At 72.2% G+C, this 17,093-nt stretch carries 18 protein-coding genes; 8 read left to right on the top strand and 10 right to left on the bottom strand.

Going from position 1 to position 17,093, the window contains the following annotated elements; all coding sequences use genetic code 11:
- Positions 1 to 132 precede the first annotated feature (132 nt).
- Complete coding sequence (nhaA, locus tag AB4Z02_RS05330; protein WP_441969860.1) at positions 133 to 1,461, top strand: Na+/H+ antiporter NhaA; 1,329 nt, start codon at positions 133 to 135, stop codon at positions 1,459 to 1,461.
- Here the strand turns inward: nhaA and AB4Z02_RS05325 are convergent.
- Together AB4Z02_RS05325 and AB4Z02_RS05320 are read right to left on the bottom strand one after the other, a co-directional pair.
- Positions 1,443 to 2,732: an SLC13 family permease gene (locus AB4Z02_RS05325; protein ID WP_441969858.1), complete on the bottom strand. Its 1,290-nt coding sequence runs from the start codon at positions 2,730 to 2,732 to the stop codon at positions 1,443 to 1,445. The two genes, nhaA and AB4Z02_RS05325, sit on opposite strands and share 19 nt — an antisense overlap.
- Positions 2,729 to 3,244 carry a CBS domain-containing protein gene (locus tag AB4Z02_RS05320; RefSeq protein ID WP_441969856.1) on the bottom strand — a complete coding sequence of 172 codons (516 nt, stop codon included), beginning with the start codon at positions 3,242 to 3,244 and terminating at the stop codon, positions 2,729 to 2,731. Before AB4Z02_RS05320 ends, AB4Z02_RS05325 begins: the two co-directional genes overlap by 4 nt.
- A 126-nt stretch (positions 3,245 to 3,370) precedes the next feature.
- On the opposite strand from AB4Z02_RS05320, the gene AB4Z02_RS05315 reads away from it, so the two are divergent.
- On the top strand, positions 3,371 to 3,769 hold the full coding sequence (locus tag AB4Z02_RS05315; protein WP_056883054.1) for a phage holin family protein: 399 nt from the start codon (positions 3,371 to 3,373) through the stop codon (positions 3,767 to 3,769).
- A gap of 103 nt (positions 3,770 to 3,872) precedes the next feature.
- Positions 3,873 to 4,787 (top strand): alpha/beta fold hydrolase, encoded by a 915-nt coding sequence (locus AB4Z02_RS05310; RefSeq protein WP_056883262.1) that lies wholly within the window; start codon positions 3,873 to 3,875, stop codon positions 4,785 to 4,787.
- Positions 4,788 to 4,830: 43 nt separating this feature from the next.
- Here the strand turns inward: AB4Z02_RS05310 and AB4Z02_RS05305 are convergent, their stop codons facing one another.
- Genes AB4Z02_RS05305 through nth form a run of 3 tightly spaced genes read right to left on the bottom strand, consistent with a single transcriptional unit; the run spans position 4,831 to position 7,472 of the window.
- Entirely contained in the window at positions 4,831 to 6,042 is a 1,212-nt protein-coding gene (locus AB4Z02_RS05305) for a MarP family serine protease (RefSeq protein WP_441969853.1), read from the bottom strand.
- The gene (locus AB4Z02_RS05300) at positions 6,043 to 6,741 is read right to left on the bottom strand and encodes an NUDIX hydrolase (protein ID WP_441969851.1); all 699 of its coding nucleotides are present in this window, start codon (positions 6,739 to 6,741) and stop codon (positions 6,043 to 6,045) included.
- Positions 6,738 to 7,472 carry an endonuclease III gene (nth, locus tag AB4Z02_RS05295; RefSeq protein ID WP_441969935.1) on the bottom strand — a complete coding sequence of 245 codons (735 nt, stop codon included), beginning with the start codon at positions 7,470 to 7,472 and terminating at the stop codon, positions 6,738 to 6,740. Before nth ends, AB4Z02_RS05300 begins: the two co-directional genes overlap by 4 nt.
- 163 nt (positions 7,473 to 7,635) lie before the next feature.
- Between nth and AB4Z02_RS05290 the strand changes: the two genes are divergently transcribed.
- Positions 7,636 to 8,313 carry a Crp/Fnr family transcriptional regulator gene (locus tag AB4Z02_RS05290; protein ID WP_056883052.1) on the top strand — a complete coding sequence of 226 codons (678 nt, stop codon included), beginning with the start codon at positions 7,636 to 7,638 and terminating at the stop codon, positions 8,311 to 8,313.
- A 9-nt stretch (positions 8,314 to 8,322) separates the two neighbouring features.
- On the opposite strand, the gene AB4Z02_RS05285 is transcribed toward AB4Z02_RS05290, so the two are convergent.
- From AB4Z02_RS05285 to AB4Z02_RS05270, 4 genes are read right to left on the bottom strand one after another with little or no spacing between them, the layout of a single operon-like run.
- Complete coding sequence (locus tag AB4Z02_RS05285) at positions 8,323 to 9,147, bottom strand: MBL fold metallo-hydrolase (RefSeq protein WP_441969849.1); 825 nt, start codon at positions 9,145 to 9,147, stop codon at positions 8,323 to 8,325.
- Positions 9,144 to 9,980, bottom strand: a complete 837-nt coding sequence (locus AB4Z02_RS05280; protein WP_441969847.1) for an NUDIX hydrolase — start codon at positions 9,978 to 9,980, stop codon at positions 9,144 to 9,146. The genes AB4Z02_RS05285 and AB4Z02_RS05280 overlap by 4 nt, the downstream gene beginning before the upstream one ends.
- Positions 9,981 to 9,999: 19 nt before the next feature.
- Entirely contained in the window at positions 10,000 to 10,476 is a 477-nt protein-coding gene (locus AB4Z02_RS05275; RefSeq protein ID WP_441969845.1) for a RidA family protein, read from the bottom strand.
- Between the two features lie 3 nt (positions 10,477 to 10,479).
- Positions 10,480 to 10,635, bottom strand: coding sequence for a DUF4177 domain-containing protein (locus AB4Z02_RS05270; protein WP_140742397.1), 156 nt, complete (start codon positions 10,633 to 10,635; stop codon positions 10,480 to 10,482).
- Between the two features lie 35 nt (positions 10,636 to 10,670).
- On the opposite strand from AB4Z02_RS05270, the gene AB4Z02_RS05265 reads away from it, so the two are divergent.
- The 3 genes from AB4Z02_RS05265 to AB4Z02_RS05255 are packed head-to-tail and all read left to right on the top strand — an operon-like array spanning position 10,671 to position 13,697.
- Positions 10,671 to 11,444, top strand: coding sequence for an alpha/beta hydrolase family protein (locus AB4Z02_RS05265; protein ID WP_056883049.1), 774 nt, complete (start codon positions 10,671 to 10,673; stop codon positions 11,442 to 11,444).
- Between the two features lie 10 nt (positions 11,445 to 11,454).
- Entirely contained in the window at positions 11,455 to 12,510 is a 1,056-nt protein-coding gene (locus AB4Z02_RS05260; protein ID WP_441969842.1) for an ArsA-related P-loop ATPase, read from the top strand.
- The gene (locus AB4Z02_RS05255) at positions 12,510 to 13,697 is read left to right on the top strand and encodes an ArsA family ATPase (RefSeq protein ID WP_441969840.1); all 1,188 of its coding nucleotides are present in this window, start codon (positions 12,510 to 12,512) and stop codon (positions 13,695 to 13,697) included. Before AB4Z02_RS05260 ends, AB4Z02_RS05255 begins: the two co-directional genes overlap by 1 nt.
- Before the next feature lie 199 nt (positions 13,698 to 13,896).
- Here AB4Z02_RS05255 and AB4Z02_RS05250 read toward each other — a convergent pair whose 3' ends face one another.
- Positions 13,897 to 14,229, bottom strand: a complete 333-nt coding sequence (locus AB4Z02_RS05250) for a WhiB family transcriptional regulator (protein ID WP_056883047.1) — start codon at positions 14,227 to 14,229, stop codon at positions 13,897 to 13,899.
- Positions 14,230 to 14,597: 368 nt separating this feature from the next.
- Between AB4Z02_RS05250 and AB4Z02_RS05245 the strand changes: the two genes are divergently transcribed.
- Positions 14,598 to 17,054, top strand: a complete 2,457-nt coding sequence (locus AB4Z02_RS05245) for a transglycosylase domain-containing protein (RefSeq protein ID WP_441969837.1) — start codon at positions 14,598 to 14,600, stop codon at positions 17,052 to 17,054.
- The last annotated feature ends 39 nt before the right edge of the window (positions 17,055 to 17,093 follow it).

Below are 17,093 nucleotides of genomic sequence, written 5' to 3'. Positions count from 1 at the left end.
GCGAGCTGGTCGCGGGAGCACCGCGCCGGCCGCGCCGGATACCCTTGGTGCTGGTGAGCCGGGAAGTCTGGTCGGCGTCGCTGCCCCAGCGAGTGGCAGCGTCTTGTTCCTCGCCGACCAAGGAAGGCCTCCGTGAGCCTGAACCCCCTGCGCCCGCGCCTCTTCGCCCGCTCGACCTGGCAGGAGGCGCAGTACGTCGCCAGAGCCCTGCGGACCGAGACCGTCGGCGGCGCCATCCTGCTCGTGGCGGCCGTCGCCGCGCTCGTCTGGGCCAACACCCCGTGGCACGAGACGTACGAGGGACTCCGGGACTTCACCATCGGTCCGCACGCCCTGCACCTCGATCTCACGCTCGGGACCTGGGCAGCCGACGGGCTGCTGGCGATCTTCTTCTTCGTGGCAGGCCTCGAGCTCAAGCGGGAGTTCCTCGTGGGTGACCTGCGCAGCCCCGCCAAGGCGGCCGTGCCCGTCGCCGCGGCCCTGTGCGGGGTGGCGGTCCCTGCCATCGTGTACGCCGTCACCGTCACCGGCCTGGGAGCGGACGCAGACGCCCTGGGTGGGTGGGCGATCCCGACGGCCACCGACATCGCCTTCGCCCTGGCGGTCCTCGCGGTCGTGGGGACGCACCTTCCATCGGCCCTGCGCAGCTTCCTGCTGACCCTGGCCGTGGTGGACGACCTGGTCGCCATCAGCATCATCGCCATCTTCTACACCAGCGACCTCGACCTCCCGATGCTCGCGCTGGCGGCCATCCCCCTGGCCGCGTTCGCCTTTCTCGTCCAGCGGCGCATCACCCACTGGTGGCTGCTGGTACCGCTGGGCGTCGCCGTCTGGGCGCTGGTCCACGCGTCCGGCATCCACGCCACGGTTGCCGGCGTCCTCCTGGGGCTGACCGTGCCGGTCCGGCCGCGGCGTAGTGTCCCCCGGGCGAGCACGCTCGACGCCTCCGCCGATGTCGCCCACCACTTCGAGCACCGCCTGCGCCCCCTGTCCTCAGGCGTGGCGGTCCCCGTCTTCGCGTTCTTCGCTGCCGGCGTCACGGTCGTCGGCAGCAACCTGGGCGCGGCGGTCACCGACGCCGTGGTCCTGGGTGCCGTCGCCGGCCTGGTCCTGGGCAAGCTCGTCGGGGTGTTCGTCGGGACCTGGGCCGTGGCCCGCTTCACCCGGGCCCGGCTCGATGACGACCTGTCCTGGTGGGACGTGCTCGGCCTCTCCCTGCTGGCGGGCGTGGGGTTCACGGTCTCCCTGCTCATCAGCGAGCTGGCCTTCGCCGACCAGACCGACCGGCTCGAGCACGCGAAGCTGGCCGTCCTGATCGGGTCGGTGGTCTCGGCGTCCTTGGCAGCGCTCGTGCTGCGCCGCAGGAACACGGTGTACCGGCGTCTGGAGGAGGAGGAGGCGCTGGACTCCGACGGGGACGGGGTGCCCGACTGCTTCGAGCCTCAGGCCAGCACGAAGTAGCGGAGCCAGAGGTAGGCCCACGAGAGCGTGACCGTGGCCGACGTGACCACCAGTCCGTACTTGGTGAACTGCCAGAAGCTGATGCGGTGGCCGTTGCGCGCCGCGATCCCGAGGATCACGACGTTGGCGCTGGCACCCACGGCCGTGGAGTTGCCCCCGAGGTCGGCGCCCAGGCCGAGGGCCCACCAGAGAGCCTGGTGCTGCGCGTCAGTGCTCTTCCCGACGAGGTCCTGGATGATCGGCGCCAAGGTCGCGACGTAGGGGATGTTGTCCACCATCCCGGACAGCACGGCGGACCCGCCCAGGACCACGCTCGTCGCCAGCAGCAGCCGGTCACCGACCGCCTCCGTGAGCGCATGGCCCACCGACCCGACCACACCGACCTCGACGAGCGCTCCGACCATGACGAAGAGGCCACCGAAGAAGACGAGCGTCGACCACTCCACCTCACCGAGGTACTCACCCGGTTCCAGCCTGGACACGGCCACCGCCGCCCCGGCGCCCAGGAGGGCCACGATCGAGGGTTCGAGGTGGAGCGCGGAGTGGGAGACGAAGCCGACGAGCACCAGACCCAGGATCACCAGGGCCTTCAGCAGCAGCCCCCGGTCCTCGATCGCCTCGCGCTCGTCGAGCTCCATCACCGCCTCGGCCTTCTCGGCGTCATAGGTGAAGCTCCGGCGGAACATGACCCGGCACAGGCCGATGAACACCAGGAACAGCACCACCACGATGGGCGTCATGTTCAGGACGAAGTCGTTGAACGAGAGCCCCGACCGGCTCGCGATGATGATGTTCGGCGGGTCACCGACGAGGGTGGCGGTCCCGCCGATGTTCGATGCCATGGCCTCGGCGATGAGGAACGGAACCGGGTTGAGCCCCAAGCGGTCGCAGACGAGCAGGGTCACGGGCGCCACGAGCAGGACCGTGGTCACGTTGTCGAGCAGGGCCGATGCCACCGCCGTGATCACCACGAGCATCACCATGACCGCGAAGGGCCGTCCACCCGCACGCTTGGCGGCCCAGATGGCCAGGTACTCGAAGACCCCGGTCTGGCGCAGGACCCCGACGATCACCATCATGCCCAGGAGCAGGAAGACGACGTTCCAGTCGATGCCCGTCTCCTCGCTGAAGAAGGCGGTCTTCGCGTCGACGACCCCGAGCACGACCATGGCTGCCGCGCCCCAGAGGGCCGCCGCGACGCGGTGGATGCGTTCGGTGGCGATGAGGATGTAGGCAGCCGCGAATGCCGCGACGACGAGGTACGTGGTCAACGGAGCTCTGGCTCCCCGTCCGAGGTCGATCCGCGCGGCTCGTCATGACCGGTGGGGTCCGGGGCAGCAGGCAGCAGGGCCCTCAGGAGGCGGCTGACCGTGATCACCCCGAGGACGCGGTCGCCCTCGCTGACGACGGCCAGTGGGCTGCGCATCCTGGCCAGCACCGCTGCCACCTCGATCGACGTCGCATCCGGGTCGACCACGGGCAGCTCGGCGTGGTCATGGGCGTCAGGCAGCAGGTCGCGAACCGTCTTGCCGGACAGCTTGCCGAAGAGCTCGTCGGCTGCCTTCTCGTCGTACACCCTGGCGAGGTGGGGGTCGCTCTGGACGTACACCGGCACCGCGAGGCGCAGCACCTGCGAACCCGGGAGCACGGTGCACGCCCTCCCCCTGTCATCGAGGACGACCAGCCCGGGCCGGCCGCTCTCGGCCATGGTGCGCGCCGCCACCAGTGCGTCGTCGCCGAGGTCGACGGTGGGGAACTCCTGCGCTAGGTCGCGCGCCCTCATCCGCGGTCCCGGGCCTGGTCGTCGGCGTCCATGCGTCGACTGTAACCACCCTCGCCAGGGGGCGGTCTCCCCACCGCACTGGGTAGGGTCGTGACGGCAGGTCCAGCCACACGGAGGAATGACGACATGACCACACCGAACGGTCCCACGCCCGAGCGCACGCTCGGCCAGCTGGTGGCTGACGCCACCCACGACATGTCGACCATCGTCCGCAGCGAGATCGCGCTCGCCAAGGCGGAGATCACGACCGAGGCCAAGACCGCCGGCAAGAGCGCCGCGATGTTCGGGGCGGCAGCGTTCGTCGGGCTGCTCGGCCTCATCTTCTTCTTCCACACCATCGTCGCCGTGCTCGACATCTGGCTGCCCGAGTGGGCCGGCTACCTCATCACCACGGCCCTGCTGTTCGCCGTCGCAGGCATCCTCGCCCTGGTCGGCAAGAACAACATCGCCAAGGTCAATGGCAAACCGGAGCGCACCATCAAGAACGCCCAGGAGACCGTCCAGGCGCTCAAGTCCGGCGACTGAGCCCCTTTCACCCGCGTTTGGGGGCCAGAAGGTGACTTGGGGTTCACCTTCTGGCCCCCAAACGCGTGAACAGTCGCTCTCGCTGCACGGCATACTCCCCCGCATGAGTCTCGACGCCTCGATGGCGCTCATCGACGGCCCGTGGGAGCACCGCTTCGTCGCGGCCAACGGTGCCCGCTTCCACGTCGCCGAGCAGGGCGAGGGCCCCGTCGTGCTGCTGCTGCACGGCTTCCCGCAGTTCTGGTGGGCCTGGCGCCACCAGATGCAGGCCCTCGCCGACGCGGGCTACCGCGCCTGCGCCATGGACCTGCGCGGGTACGGCGCGTCGGACAAGCCCCCGCGCGGGTACGACACGCGCACCTCCGCCACGGACGTCGCAAGTGTCCTGCGCTCGCTCGGCGCCTCCCGTGCGCCGGTGGTCGGGCACGGCTGGGGCGGCTGGATCGCGTGGAGCATGCCGACGCTGCAGCCGACCGTCACCCGCGCCATCGCGTCGCTGTCGATGCCGCACCCGCTGGTGTTCCGCAGGGCGTCGTTCACCAGTGCCCGGCAGGCCCGGGCCAACGCCTACCTCGCCGGGCTGCAACGACCCTTCGTCCCCGAGCACCAGATGACCGTGCACGGCGGCTACGTGCAGCGCCTGCTGCGCGAGTGGGCCTCCCCCGAGGGGATCTGGCCGTCGCCCGAGGAGGCCCAGGTCTACGCCGACGCGATGGCGCTGCCGTTCGTGGCGCACTCGGCGGCCGAGTACTACCGGTGGCTGGTGCGCAGCCAGGCGCGCCCCGACGGCTGGCGCTTCGCAGCCCGGATGCGGACCCCGATCACCGTCCCGGTGCTGCAGCTGCACGGTGAGCGCGACGGCGCGGTGCTGCCGTCGACGGCCGGCGGGGCGCAGGAGTGGTGCACCGGCCGCCACGAGCGCAGCCTCGTGCCGCGCGCCGGGCACTTCCTGCCCGAGGAGGCGCCCGACGAGGTCAGCGACCGGCTCGTCGGGTGGCTCGACTCGCTCCACGCCTGAGCGCCGCGGTTCCTGCCACCGAGCGGCGCGGGCGCGGGAACTCTCAGCCCGCGACGCAGGGACCGGTGTCGACCGGCGAGGACGCGCTGGCCGCGGCGTCAAGCACGGGTCGCGCCTCGTCCATCGTCAGGGCGTAGCCGGTGCTGGCGTCGTCGAGCGACTTGGCGAAGATGACGCCGACGACGCGGCCGTCGGTCGACAGCAACGGGCCACCGGAGTTGCCCGGGCGCACCTGGGCGTAGAGCGAGTAGACCTCGCGGCTGGTGCCGGGACGGCCGTAGATGTCGGAGCCGTGGGCCTGGATGACCTCGCGGACCCGTGCGGCGTCGAGGCGGTAGGGCCCGTCGAGCGGAAAGCCGGCGACCACGCCGCTGTCGCTGCGCTGGAGGTCCTCGCCCTGCCTCAGCGGCTGAGCCGGCAGGTCCGGCACCGACAGCACCGCGAGGTCACGCCTGGCGTCGAAGAGGACGACCCGGCCGGTGTAGGAGCGGCCGGTGCCGTGCACGCGCAGGGTGGCCGACTGCATACCGGCCACGACGTGGGCGTTGGTCACGACCCGTCCGGGTGACACCACCCAGCCACTGCCCTCCTGGCCGCGGTTGCAGGAGGTGGCGACGCCGGTGATCTTGATGACCGAGGCGGCCGCGTCGCGGACCCCCGGCGTCTGCGCGACCCGCTGGTCCGGTGGGGCGACGGGGGCGATGCGCTCGGCCTCGAGCCCGTTGAACACGCGCGGGAAGCCCTCGCGGTCGAGCACCTCCCGGAATCCGGCGAAGAGCCTGGACGTCCCCGGCGGGACCACCCCGTCGATGACGCGCAGGACCCGCGACTCACCGATCGCCCTGGCGATCGGTGCGGGCGCCCCACCGCGCAGGGCCCCGGCGATGAACCACACGAGGACGGCCGCCGACAGCACCACCGCGATCGCACCGAGGCCGGCGTCGAAGACCTGGGCCGGCTTGATCCGCAGTCGCGAGCGCAGCCGTCCGCCGAGGGCCACGGCCAGGGCCTGCCCGGCGGAGGCGACGATGAAGACGCCGGCGATGAGCACCACCGTCCGCAGCAGCGGCGCAGTCTCGAGGTCGCTCCACTGGCTGACCGCCAGCGGCAGCAGCCACATGGCCAGGGCGCCGCCGGCCAGGAACCCGGCCAGCGACATCACGCTGACGACCAGGCCCTGGCGGTAGCCGGTGACGGCGTAGCTGACGAACAGCACCAGCAGCAGGAAGTCGAGAAGGGTGAGTCCGAGGAACATTCAGGCTCGGCCTTCCGTCGCGGTCTGGGTCAGGGCGTCCCGCGGGCCACCGGGCCGGTAGCAGTCAGGGAGCGGTCGCTCCACCCCACGGTCCCACGGGATGGTCAGGCCACCGAAATCGAGCACGGCCGACAGCAGGCCGGCAGTGAACCCCCAGACGAACAACCCGTCGAACTCGAACCCCGGGCCGACGTAGCCGCTGGGGTGGGTCACGGTGAACCGGGCCGCCGGGTCGAGCAGGTCGGCCAGCGGGGCGCGCACGGCGCGGTGGACCTCGCCGGGGTCGATGTCGTCGACGTGCCCCGGCTCGCGCCACCACGCGAGGACCGGCGTCACCACGAACCGCCGCGGGCTGAGGTAGATGTCGGGCAGCTCGGCGACCACGTCGATGGTGGCCGGGTCGATCCCGACCTCCTCCTGGGTCTCGCGCAGTGCCGCAGCGGCGTTCGACGCGTCGTGCGGCTCGCGCTTGCCGCCGGGGAAGGAGATGTCGCCCGGCTGGGTGCGCAGGGTGTGGGCGCGCTCGGTGAGCACGACGTCCTCGCCCCCACCGTCGGCCGGTCCGAAGAGCAGCAGCACGCTCGAGCGGCGACCACCGCTGGGCGGGGGGGCGAACCGGTCGAAGAACCCGCGCTCACCGTCCGCGATCCCCCGGTGCGCACGGTCGATCCACCCAGGACGCTGGCGACGCTCCGTCACGACGCGTCGGCAGCTTCCGCGCCGCCCGCTGCGGCCACGACGTCGGCCGTGCGCGCGGCATACGGGTTGTCGGCGCCCTCGGCCATCTCGAACTTGAGCAGTTTCGCCGCCTTGACGGGGTCGGTCTCGCCGACGCCGTAGGAGGGGCACAGCCGGGCGATCGGGCAGGCACCGCAGGCGGGCTTCCTGGCGTGGCAGGTGCGTCTGCCGTGGAAGATCAGGACGTGGGACAGCATCGTCCACTCCTTGCGGGGGATGAGCCTGCCGACGACCTCCTCGACCTTGACCGGGTCCTCCTCGGCGGTCCAGCCGAACCGGCGCACGAGCCGGCCGAAGTGGGTGTCGACGGTGATGCCGGGGATGCCGAAGGCGTTGCCGAGCACGACGTTGGCGGTCTTGCGCCCGACCCCGGGGAGGGTGACCAGGTCCTTCATCCGTGGGGGCACCTCGCCGTCGAACCGCTCGACGAGGTCGGCGCCGAGCTTCATCACCGAGTTGGTCTTGGCCCGGAAGAACCCGGTGGGCTTGAGCAGCGCCTCCATCTCCTCGCGGTCGGCCCCGGCGAGGGCGGCGGCGTCGGGGTACCGGGCGAACAGCTGCGGCGTCACCTTGTTGACCATGACGTCGGTCGTCTGCGCGGACAGCACCGTGGCCACGAGCAGCTGCAGCGGGGACTCGAAGTCGAGCTCGCAGTGCGCATAGGGGTAGTGCTCGTGGAGCACGCGGTACATCTTCCGGGCACGCCTGGTCAGGGCGACCGGGGACTCCTCGCGGGGCGAGCTGGCCGCGGCAGGGGCGACGGATCGGGGCACCCGGCCAGCCTACGGGTCGCCGCTGACGAGGGCCCCGGTCACCGGGGACAGCCACCTCCGGCCGCATGGCACACTGTCGCCCGTGGATCACGACGTGGTGAGAAGAGCCCCGCTGTTCGCTGCCCTCGACGAGGAGGCGTCCTCGACGCTGATGCAGTCGATGACCCAGACGCGCCTCGAGCGTGGCGACGTGCTCTTCAACGAAGGCGACCAGGGCGACCGCCTCTACGTCATCCGCGAGGGCAAGATCAAGCTCGGCCGCCGCTCCCCCGACGGCCGCGAGAACCTCGTGGCGATCCTCGGCCCGGGCGAGATGTTCGGCGAGCTCAGCCTGTTCGACCCCGGCCCGCGCACGATGACCGCCACCGCGGTCGCCGAGACCCAGCTGCTCGGCCTCGGCAACGAGGACCTCAACGGCCTCCTCGCGGGCCGCCCCGCCGTCGCGAAGGTCCTGCTGGCCGCCCTGGCCCAGCGCCTGCGCCGCACCAACGAGAACCTCGCCGACCTCGTCTTCACCGACGTCCCCGGTCGCGTGGCCAAGGCGCTGCTCGACCTGTCGGCCCGGTTCGGCCGGCCGGTCGAGGAGGGCATCCTCGTCGCCCACGACCTCACCCAGGAGGAGCTCGCCCAGCTCGTCGGCGCCTCCCGCGAGACGGTCAACAAGGCCCTCGCCGACTTCGCGACCCGGGGCTGGCTGCGCCTCGAGGCCCGCGCCGTCCTGATCCTCGACGTCGAGCGGCTCAAGCGCCGCGCCCGCTAGGTCCGCTCCTCAGGGGCGGGCGCGCAGGTACTCCAGCTGCGCAGCCACGCTCAGCGCTGCCGCCGGCCAGACCTCGCGGGGCACGTCGGCGTACACCCGCTCCACCACGGCCTGCACGGGGTCGTCGGCCTGCGCCGCCCCGTCGGCGAGCGCCTGCCGCACCTGCTCGAGGCGCTCGGCGCGGTGCCGCCGGTAGAACGCGACCATCGCCGCGGCGTCGGGCACGACCGGCCCGTGCCCGGGCAGGATCGAGGTCACCGACCCACCGCCCGTGAGCGCAGCGAGGCGCGCGAGCGAGTCGAGGTATGCAGCGAGCTCGCCGTCGGGGTGCGCGACCACCGTGGTGCCGCGGCCGAGGACGGTGTCGCCGGTGAGCAGGGCGTGGTCGGCGGGCAGCGCGAACGACAGGGAGTCAGAGGTGTGGCCCGGGGTCGCGACGACCCGCAGCTCGAGTCCTCCGGCGCGGACGACGTCGCCGTCACCGAGGTCGTCGTGGCCACGACCCACGGCCCGGGTCGGCGCTCCGGTCAGCTCGGCGAAGCGCTCGGCACCCTCGGCGTGGTCGGCGTGGCCGTGGGTGAGGACGGTCTGGGCGACACGGGCCCCGCGCGCCTCCACCGCGGCGACCACTGCGCGCAGGTGCTCCTCGTGCAGGGGGCCGGGGTCGATGACCACGGCGTCGGTGGCACCGGGCTCGAGCAGGACCCACGTGTTGGTGCCGTCGAGGGTCATCGGCCCGGGGTTGGGGCACAGGACGCACAGCGCCCGTTCGGTGACCTGGCCGCCGGCCCACTCGCCGACGGCGGCTGACGGGGTCGGTGGTGCCTCGCTCATCGCGGCAGGGTCGCCCGCAGGACGACGCCCGACCCGGTGTCGACGAGCTCCGGCTGCACGGTCTCGACGACCGGGCGCTCGGCGATGAACTCCGCGGCCGACGAGGCTGCAGCGACCTCCTCCACCGCGACCACGGTGGGCGGGAGCATGAGCGCCTCGCCGTCCCTCCACGCCTGCAGCAGCTCGGCCGGCCGGACCCAGGTGGCGAGGTCGGCCTCCGTCGTCCCGTCGTCGGCGCGGTGCCCGGCGGGCACGGCAGCGGTGAAGAACCGGGTGTCGTAACGGCGGGCCTCGAACACCGGGGTCACCCAGTGGGCGCGGTAGCCGAGCAGGTCCGAGCGCAGCACGAGGCCGTGCTCCACCAGCACCTGGGACAGGGACGCCTCGCGGTCCAGCAGCCGCCGTCGCTGCTCGCGCCAGTGGTCGCTGGCGAGGTCGTCGACGACGGCGTCGGCCGACGGACCGGCCAGGAGGACACCGCACTCCTCGAACACCTCGCGGACCGCGGCGGCGACGAGCTCGCGCGCCCGGGCCTCGTCGACCCGCAGCTGCTGCGCCCACGCGGCCGGGCTCGGCCCGGCCCAGGGCAGGTGCGCCTCGGCGTCGCGGGGGTCGACCCCGCCACCGGGGAAGACCATCATGCGCGGCGCGAAGGCCATGGTCGCGACCCGGCGCAGCATGAACACCTCGACCCCGGCCGCCCCGTCGCGGACGAACATGACGGTCGCCGCGAGGCGTGGCTCGGGGGCCGAGGACGGGTCCGGGTCAGCGAGCCACGCGTCGATGCGCGCACGCAGCGACGGTGACTCGCTGACCGGGAAGTCGCGGAGCACCGCGCGGGTCCCCGGGGGCTCAGTCGTCGGCGAGGGCGACGACGATCTCGACCTCGACGGGGGCGTCCAGCGGGAGCACGGCGACGCCGACGGCGGACCGGGCGTGGATGCCCGCGTCGCCGAAGGCCTTGCCCATGAGTTCGCTCGCACCGTTGATGACCCCGGGCTGGCCGGTGAAGGAGGGGTCCGAGGCGACGAACCCGACGAGCTTGACCACCTGGGTCACCTTGTCGAGGTCGCCGACGATGCCCTTGACGGCAGCGATGGCGTTGAGCGCGCAGATCTCCGCGAGCTTCTTGGCGTCGTCGGCGGGCACCAGCCCGTGGCCGTCGCCGACCTTGCCGGTCTGCACCAGCTCACCGGACACCATGGGCAGCTGCCCGGAGGTGTAGATCCGGCGCCCGTCCTGGACGGCAGGGACGTAGGCGGCCACCGGCTTGGCGACCTCGGGGACGGACAGGCCGAGCTCGGCCAGGCGATCTTCGACTGCACTCATTGGTCAGGCCTTCTCCCGCTTCAGGTACGCCACCAGGCCGTTGCCGTCGGGCCCGGTCAGGACCTGCACGAGCTCCCAGCCGTCCTCGCCCCACTGGTCGAGGATCTGCTTGGTCGCGTGGACGATCAGCGGCACGGTCGCGTACTCCCATTTCTGCATGCCCGCAGCCTAGCCACCGCTGGCAGGATGGGCGCATGGCCTCTGTCGGCAGGCGTGACCCCATCCAGGTGCTCGACGAGCGGGCCGCCCCGCCGACGCGCACGACCGCGTACGGCGACCACGAGGTCCAGGTCTACGACGTGCGCCTCCCGGAGCGCGTCACCCGCGCCCTGACCGTCGTCGTCGTGCACGGCGGCTTCTGGCGCCTGGACTACGACCGCGCCCACGCCAGCCGCCAGGCGCAGGCCTTCGCCGACGCCGGCCACCCGACCGCCGTGGTCGAGTACCGCCGGCCCGGGATGACGGGTGGGGGCTGGCCGGGCACCGCGGAGGACCTCGCCGCTGCCGTCGGCGCCATCCGCCGCGACCCCGACCTCGCCCACCCCCTCGTCCTCGTCGGCCACTCCGCCGGCGGGCAGCTCGTCGCGTGGGCCGCGGCGCAGCCGTGGGCCCACGGCCTGCGCGGGGTCGTCAGCCTCGCGGGCGTCCTGGACCTCGCCCACGGCGAGGCCTCCGGGGTGGGCGGAGGCGCCATACCGGCGTTCCTGGGCGGCACCCCCGCGCAGGTGCCGGAGGCCTATGCCGAGGCCGACCCGGCGCGGCTCTCGCCGTCGGTGCCCGTCATCCTCGTGCACGCCGTGGACGACGAGGTGGTGCCGTTCGACCTGACCACCCGGTATGCCGCGCAGCACCGCGGGCCCTCCGTGCGCCTCATGCCGGTGGAGACCGGCGGCCACTACGGGCTGATCGACCCGGAGCACCCGGCGTTCGCCGAGGTCGCCGCGGCCGTGGACCTGCTCGCCTCCTAGGCTGGGCCCCATGCCTGCGCCCGTGGACCGACCCGTGCGCGGTGCGGCGGCGGCCCGCGCAGGCTCCGAGGACCGGGCGGGGCACGACCCGTCCAAGGTCCGCCTGCACGTCGTCACGGGCAAGGGCGGCACCGGCAAGACGACGGTGGCCGCCGCCCTCGCGCTCGGCCTGAGCCGCCAGGGCAAACGGGTGCTGCTCGTCGAGGTGGAGGGGCGCCAGGGCATCTCGCAGACGTTCGACGTGCCGCCGCTCGGCCACACCGAGACCCGCATCGTGCACGACCGCAGCGGCGGCGAGCTGTGGGCCATCTCGGTCGACGCCAAGCAGTCGCTCGGCGAGTACCTCCAGAAGTTCTACAAGGTCGGCCGCGCCATGGGGCTGCTCGACAAGTTCGGGGCGGTCGACTTCGCGACGACGATCGCCCCCGGCCTGCGGGACGTGCTGCTCATCGGGAAGGTGTACGAGGCCGCCGGTCGGCGCGGCCGAGGCGGGGGGCTCGCCTACGACGCGGTCGTCCTCGACGCGCCGCCGACGGGCCGCGTCGTCCGCTTCCTCAACGTCAACGCCGAGGTCGCCGACGTCGCCCGGGTCGGTCCGATCCACTCCCAGGCCGAGTCGATCACCCGCATGGTCCGCAGCCACACCACGGCCGTGCACGTCGTCACGCTGCTCGAGGAGATGCCGGTGCAGGAGACCGTCGACGCGCTCGCCGAGCTCCGCGCCGCCGACCTCCCGCTGGGCGCGATCGTGGTGAACCAGCTGCGCGACCCGCTGCTGTCCGACCGCGACCTCGCGGCCGTCCGTGCCGGACGCACCGGCTCCCTCGCCGAGCGCGTCACCGCCGACCTGTCCTCGGTGCGCGTCCGGGCCACCGCGACCGTGGTCGGCGGACTGCTCGCCGATGCCGCCGAGCACGCCGACCGCCTCGCCCTGGAGCGGGAGCAGGACGCGATCCTCGCGCAGGAGGGCCGCCTCACCGTACGGCTGCCGCTGCTGCCCGAGGGCACCGAGGGCGGCGGCATCTCCGTGCTCGCGGACGCTGTCGCCGAGCAGGGGATGATCTGATGCCCGCCCGCCGCACCGCCACCGCTCCCGCCACCGCGCCGGGCCTCGACCTCGGCGACCTGCTGGCCGACCAGCAGGTCAGGATCGTCGTCTGCTGCGGAGCCGGGGGCGTCGGCAAGACGACCACCGCGGCAGCCCTCGGCCTCTGGGCCGCCGAGCACGGGCGCAAGGTCGTCGTGCTCACCATCGACCCGGCCCGGCGGCTGGCCCAGTCGCTCGGCCTCACCGAGCTCGACAACACCCCCCGGCCGGTCGCCGGCGCGGGCGCCGAGGGCGGCTCGCTCGACGCCATGATGCTCGACATGAAACGCACCTTCGACGAGGTGGTGGAGCAGCACGCCGCCCCGGACAAGGCGGCCCAGATCCTCGCCAACCCCTTCTACCAGGCGGTCTCCAGCTCCTTCGCGGGCACGCAGGAGTACATGGCCATGGAGAAGCTGGGGCAGCTGCGGGCCGAGGCCGACCGCACCGGCCGGTGGGACCTCGTGGTCGTCGACACCCCGCCGTCCCGCTCGGCGCTGGACTTCCTCGACGCCCCGAAGCGGCTCGGGTCCTTCCTCGACGGCCGCTTCATCCGGCTGCTGACGGCCCCGGCCAAGGCCGGCGGCCGGGCCGGGCTCAAGGTGTTCAGCGTGGGGGTGCAGGTGGCCACGAGCACGATGTCGAGGCTGCTCGGTGGGCAGCTGCTGCAGGACGTGCAGACGTTCGTCGCGGCCCTCGACACCATGTTCGGCGGGTTCCGCGAGCGGGCCGACCAGACCTACGCCCTGCTCAAGGCGGCCGAGACGGCGTTCGTCGTCGTCGCCACCCCCGAGCGCGACGCCCTGCGCGAGGCGTCGTACTTCGCCGGTCGCCTCGACGAGGAGGGGATGCCGCTCGCGGGCCTGGTCGTCAACCGCGTCCAGCGCGTCGCCGCCCCGTCGCTCAGTGCGTCACGGGCGCTGGCCGCCGCCGAGCAGCTCGCCGACAGCGACGCGGGCACGACCACCTCGACGACCGCCACCACGGAGGGGCTGCTGCGCCTCCATGCCACCCTCGCGGAGACGGCCGACCGCCAGCAGCGGCAGGTGGCCCGCTTCACGGCCGGGCACCCCGGCATACCCCTCGTGGAGGTGCCGGCCGCGGCCCAGGACATCCACGACCTCGAGGGGCTGCGCGAGGTCGCCACCGCGCTGACCGGCGGCTGACCGCCCGGCGGCTGACCGCCCGGTCGCTGACCGCCCGGTCGCTGACCGCCCGGCTACTGACCGCCCCGGTCGGTGACCCACCCCCCCGACCGGGCGCCCACGGCTGACGTGCCCGCCCCGGACCTGCCCCGGAAAGACCTCAGACCGGCCTCCTCCCGAAGAGGTGACCGGCCCGGGTGGCTGGTGGAGAGCGGCGCGCTCAGGCGCTCTGCTCGTCGCGGGACTGGCCGCGCGCGGCTGCGAAGAGGTTGGCCCACGAGGTGATGTTGGGGCGGCGCTTGAGCAGGGCCCGGCGCTCACGCTCGGTCATCCCGCCCCACACGCCGAACTCGGTGCGGTTGTCGAGGGCGTCCGCCAGGCACTCGGCGATCACGGGGCACCGCTGGCAGACGACCTTGGCAGTCTGCTGGGCCGCGCCCTGGACGAAGAGGGCGTCGGGGTCGGCGGTGGAGCAGGAGCCCAGAGGGGCCCAGTCCTCGACCCAGCCGTTCGCAGCACCCTGTCGGGTGGGTCGGGCCGGTGCGATCGTCATCCCAGTGCCTCCAGATGCTGCTGTTCAAGGTGCATGTGCGTGCGCCTTATGTCCGTCTCGATGTGCTGAAACCATAGGAAGGGTTGGCACTGCAACGACATGGCCCATTCGTGTAGTTCTGCGATGTCCGAAGGGACTAGTCATTCCTAGCCATGTCCGGTGGACCCCGATGACCAGGTCCTGAGGGGTCCGAAAGGACCCGCCAGACGGCCCAACCGGACCACCCTCGGACCACTCTGGGATCGCCCTCTGGACCACCCACCGCACCACCGGTCGGCGCCGTCCAGGCTGCACGTGCCCGACACGGCGCCGCACCTCCCCGGGCGCGCACGGCCGGTCTGCTCACCTTCGGCAGTTACCCTGTCGGCATGTCTGGACGCGCCACCAACCTCGGCAATGTCGTCAGCCTGCTCGGAGCCTTCGTCGCCTCGGCGATGGTCATGGGCCTGCTGGCAGCCGGCCTGCTCATCCCCGCAGTGGGTGCGGCGGGCAGCGCTGCCACCTCCGGGGTGAAGATGTTCGACGACCTCCCGGGCGAGTTCACCGCCTCGGCGCTGTCCCAGCAGTCGCGGATCGTCGACGCCAAGGGCAACGTGCTGGCGACGCCTCAGCAGGAGAACCGCATCATCGTCAACCTCAAGGACGTCGCGCCCATCATGCGCAAGGCGCAGGTGGCCATCGAGGACAGCCGCTTCTACGAGCACGGCGGCGTCGACCCCCGCGGCATCCTGCGCGCGGCCGTGTCCAACGCCCAGGGCGGCGACACCCAGGGCGCCTCGACGCTGACGCAGCAGTTCGTCAAGCTCACACTGCAGGAGAACGCGCTGCGCAACAACGACGAGGAGGCGGCCAAGGCTGCCGTCCGCGTCAGCGCCGCCCGCAAGATCCAGGAGATCAAGTACGCGGTCACCCTCGAGAAGGAGATGACCAAGGACCAGATCCTGCAGGGCTACATGAACCTCGCCTACTACGGCGACCTGGCGTACGGCGTCGAGGCCGCGTCGCAGCACTACTTCAGCATCCCGTCCGCGAAGCTCAACCTGTCGCAGGCGGCCCTGCTCGCCGGCCTCGTCCAGAACCCCAGCCGCACGGACCCGATCCACTTCCCCGAGCGGGCGCAGGCGCGCCGCAACGTCGTGCTCGACCGCATGCACGACCTGGGCATCGTCACCGACAAGCAGTGGAAGGCCGCGAAGGCCGTCCCGGTCAAGAAGATGCTGAAGGTCAAGAACCCGGTCAGCAACTGCATGGCCTCGAGCGAGCCGTACTTCTGCAACTACGTCATGGAGTACCTCAAGGACACCAGCAACCACGGCCTCGACGCCCTCGGGAAGTCCACGCCCGAGCGGATCAAGAACCTCACCGGGGGCGGCCTGACCATCCAGACGACCCTCGACGCCACCGTGCAGGCGCAGGCACGGCAGGACGTCCTCAAGAAGGTGCCGTTCGCCAACCACGCCCTGCCGAGGGACGCGGCAGACAAGACCAAGCTCGGCCTGTCGCAGATGGTCGGCAGCGCCGCCTCCATCGTCGAGCCGAGCACGGGCCGTGTCCTCGCCATGGTGCAGAACAGCAAGTACCCGACCACCAAGAAGGAGCAGAGCTCCTACGGGTACACCCAGGTCAACTGGAACGTCGACACCAAGTACCAGGGCACGACCGGGTTCCAGTTCGGCTCGACGGCCAAGATGTTCGCGATCGTGCGGGCGCTGGAGACCGGCACCCCCGTCAGCGGCACGGTGCCCTCGAAGTTCGCCAGCCCGACCAAGCCTGCGTACTACTCGTACCAGGAACAGGGGCCCTGCGGTGACCCGAAGGGCTGGTCGGTCCACAACGACTACGCCGTCGGCGGCAAGCCGATCCCGCTGAAGAAGGCCACGGCCGACTCCATCAACACCGCGTTCGCGTCGCTGTCCATGAAGCTGGGCACCACCAAGGTCCGCGACACCATGACCAAGATGCACCTGCTCCAGGGCGACGGCAGCAAGATCGGCTGCAACCCCTCCGCGGTGCTCGGCACCGGGGTGGTCACCCCCCTGACGCTCGCGTCCTCGTACGCGACGCTCGCCAACAACGGCAAGTACTGCCCCCCGAACCCGATCCTGTCGATCACGACGGCCGACAAGAAGCCGCTCAAGATCGGCACCCCCACCTGCAAGCAGGTCATCGACCCCGACGTGGCCAAGGGCGCGACCGAGCTGCTCACCGGCGTCATCAAGAACGGCACCGGCGTGCGGGCCAAGCTCGGCGCCCGTCCTGCGGCCGGCAAGACCGGCACGACTGACGACCACGTCGAGTCCTGGTTCGTCGGCTACACCGCCCAGCGCGCCACGGCCGTATGGGTCGGCACGCCGTACTCCCAGCAGGGGATGCGCCACATCACGCTCGCCGGCCAGTCCTACTCCGGCGTCTTCGGTGGTGACATCGCCGCGCCGATCTGGAAGGACCTCACGGAAGCCGCGTCGCAGGGGCTGCCGATCCGTGACTTCGACACCCCGAGCGACAAGATCCTCAACGGCGACAGGGTCGCGGTCCCCTTCGTCGGCGGCATGACCGTCGAGGAGGCCACGGCCCGCCTCAAGGAGGCCGGGTTCAACGCCCAGGTCGCCGGCAGCACCAACAGCGGCTACGCCCGCGGCATCGTGGTCTACACCGACCCGAGCGGCACGGCCATGCGCGGTTCGACGGTGAGCCTCTACACCTCGACGGGCTACGTCCCCCCGCCGCCGCCGAAGTCCACGCCGAAGCCGACGAGCACTCCCAAGCCGACGGCGACGACCCCGAAGCCGACAAAGACGAAGAAGCCGCCGCCGCCGAAGAAGTAGGCGTCAGGCGAGACGAAGGCCCCCACTGCGCGCGGTGGG

Source organism: Pedococcus sp. 2YAF34 (assembly GCF_052114585.1).
In the GTDB taxonomy this organism is placed as follows: Bacteria; Actinomycetota; Actinomycetes; order Actinomycetales; family Dermatophilaceae; genus Pedococcus.
The sequence above is the reverse complement of the archived record's forward strand: the minus strand, read 5'-3'. Positions and strand labels throughout refer to the sequence as shown.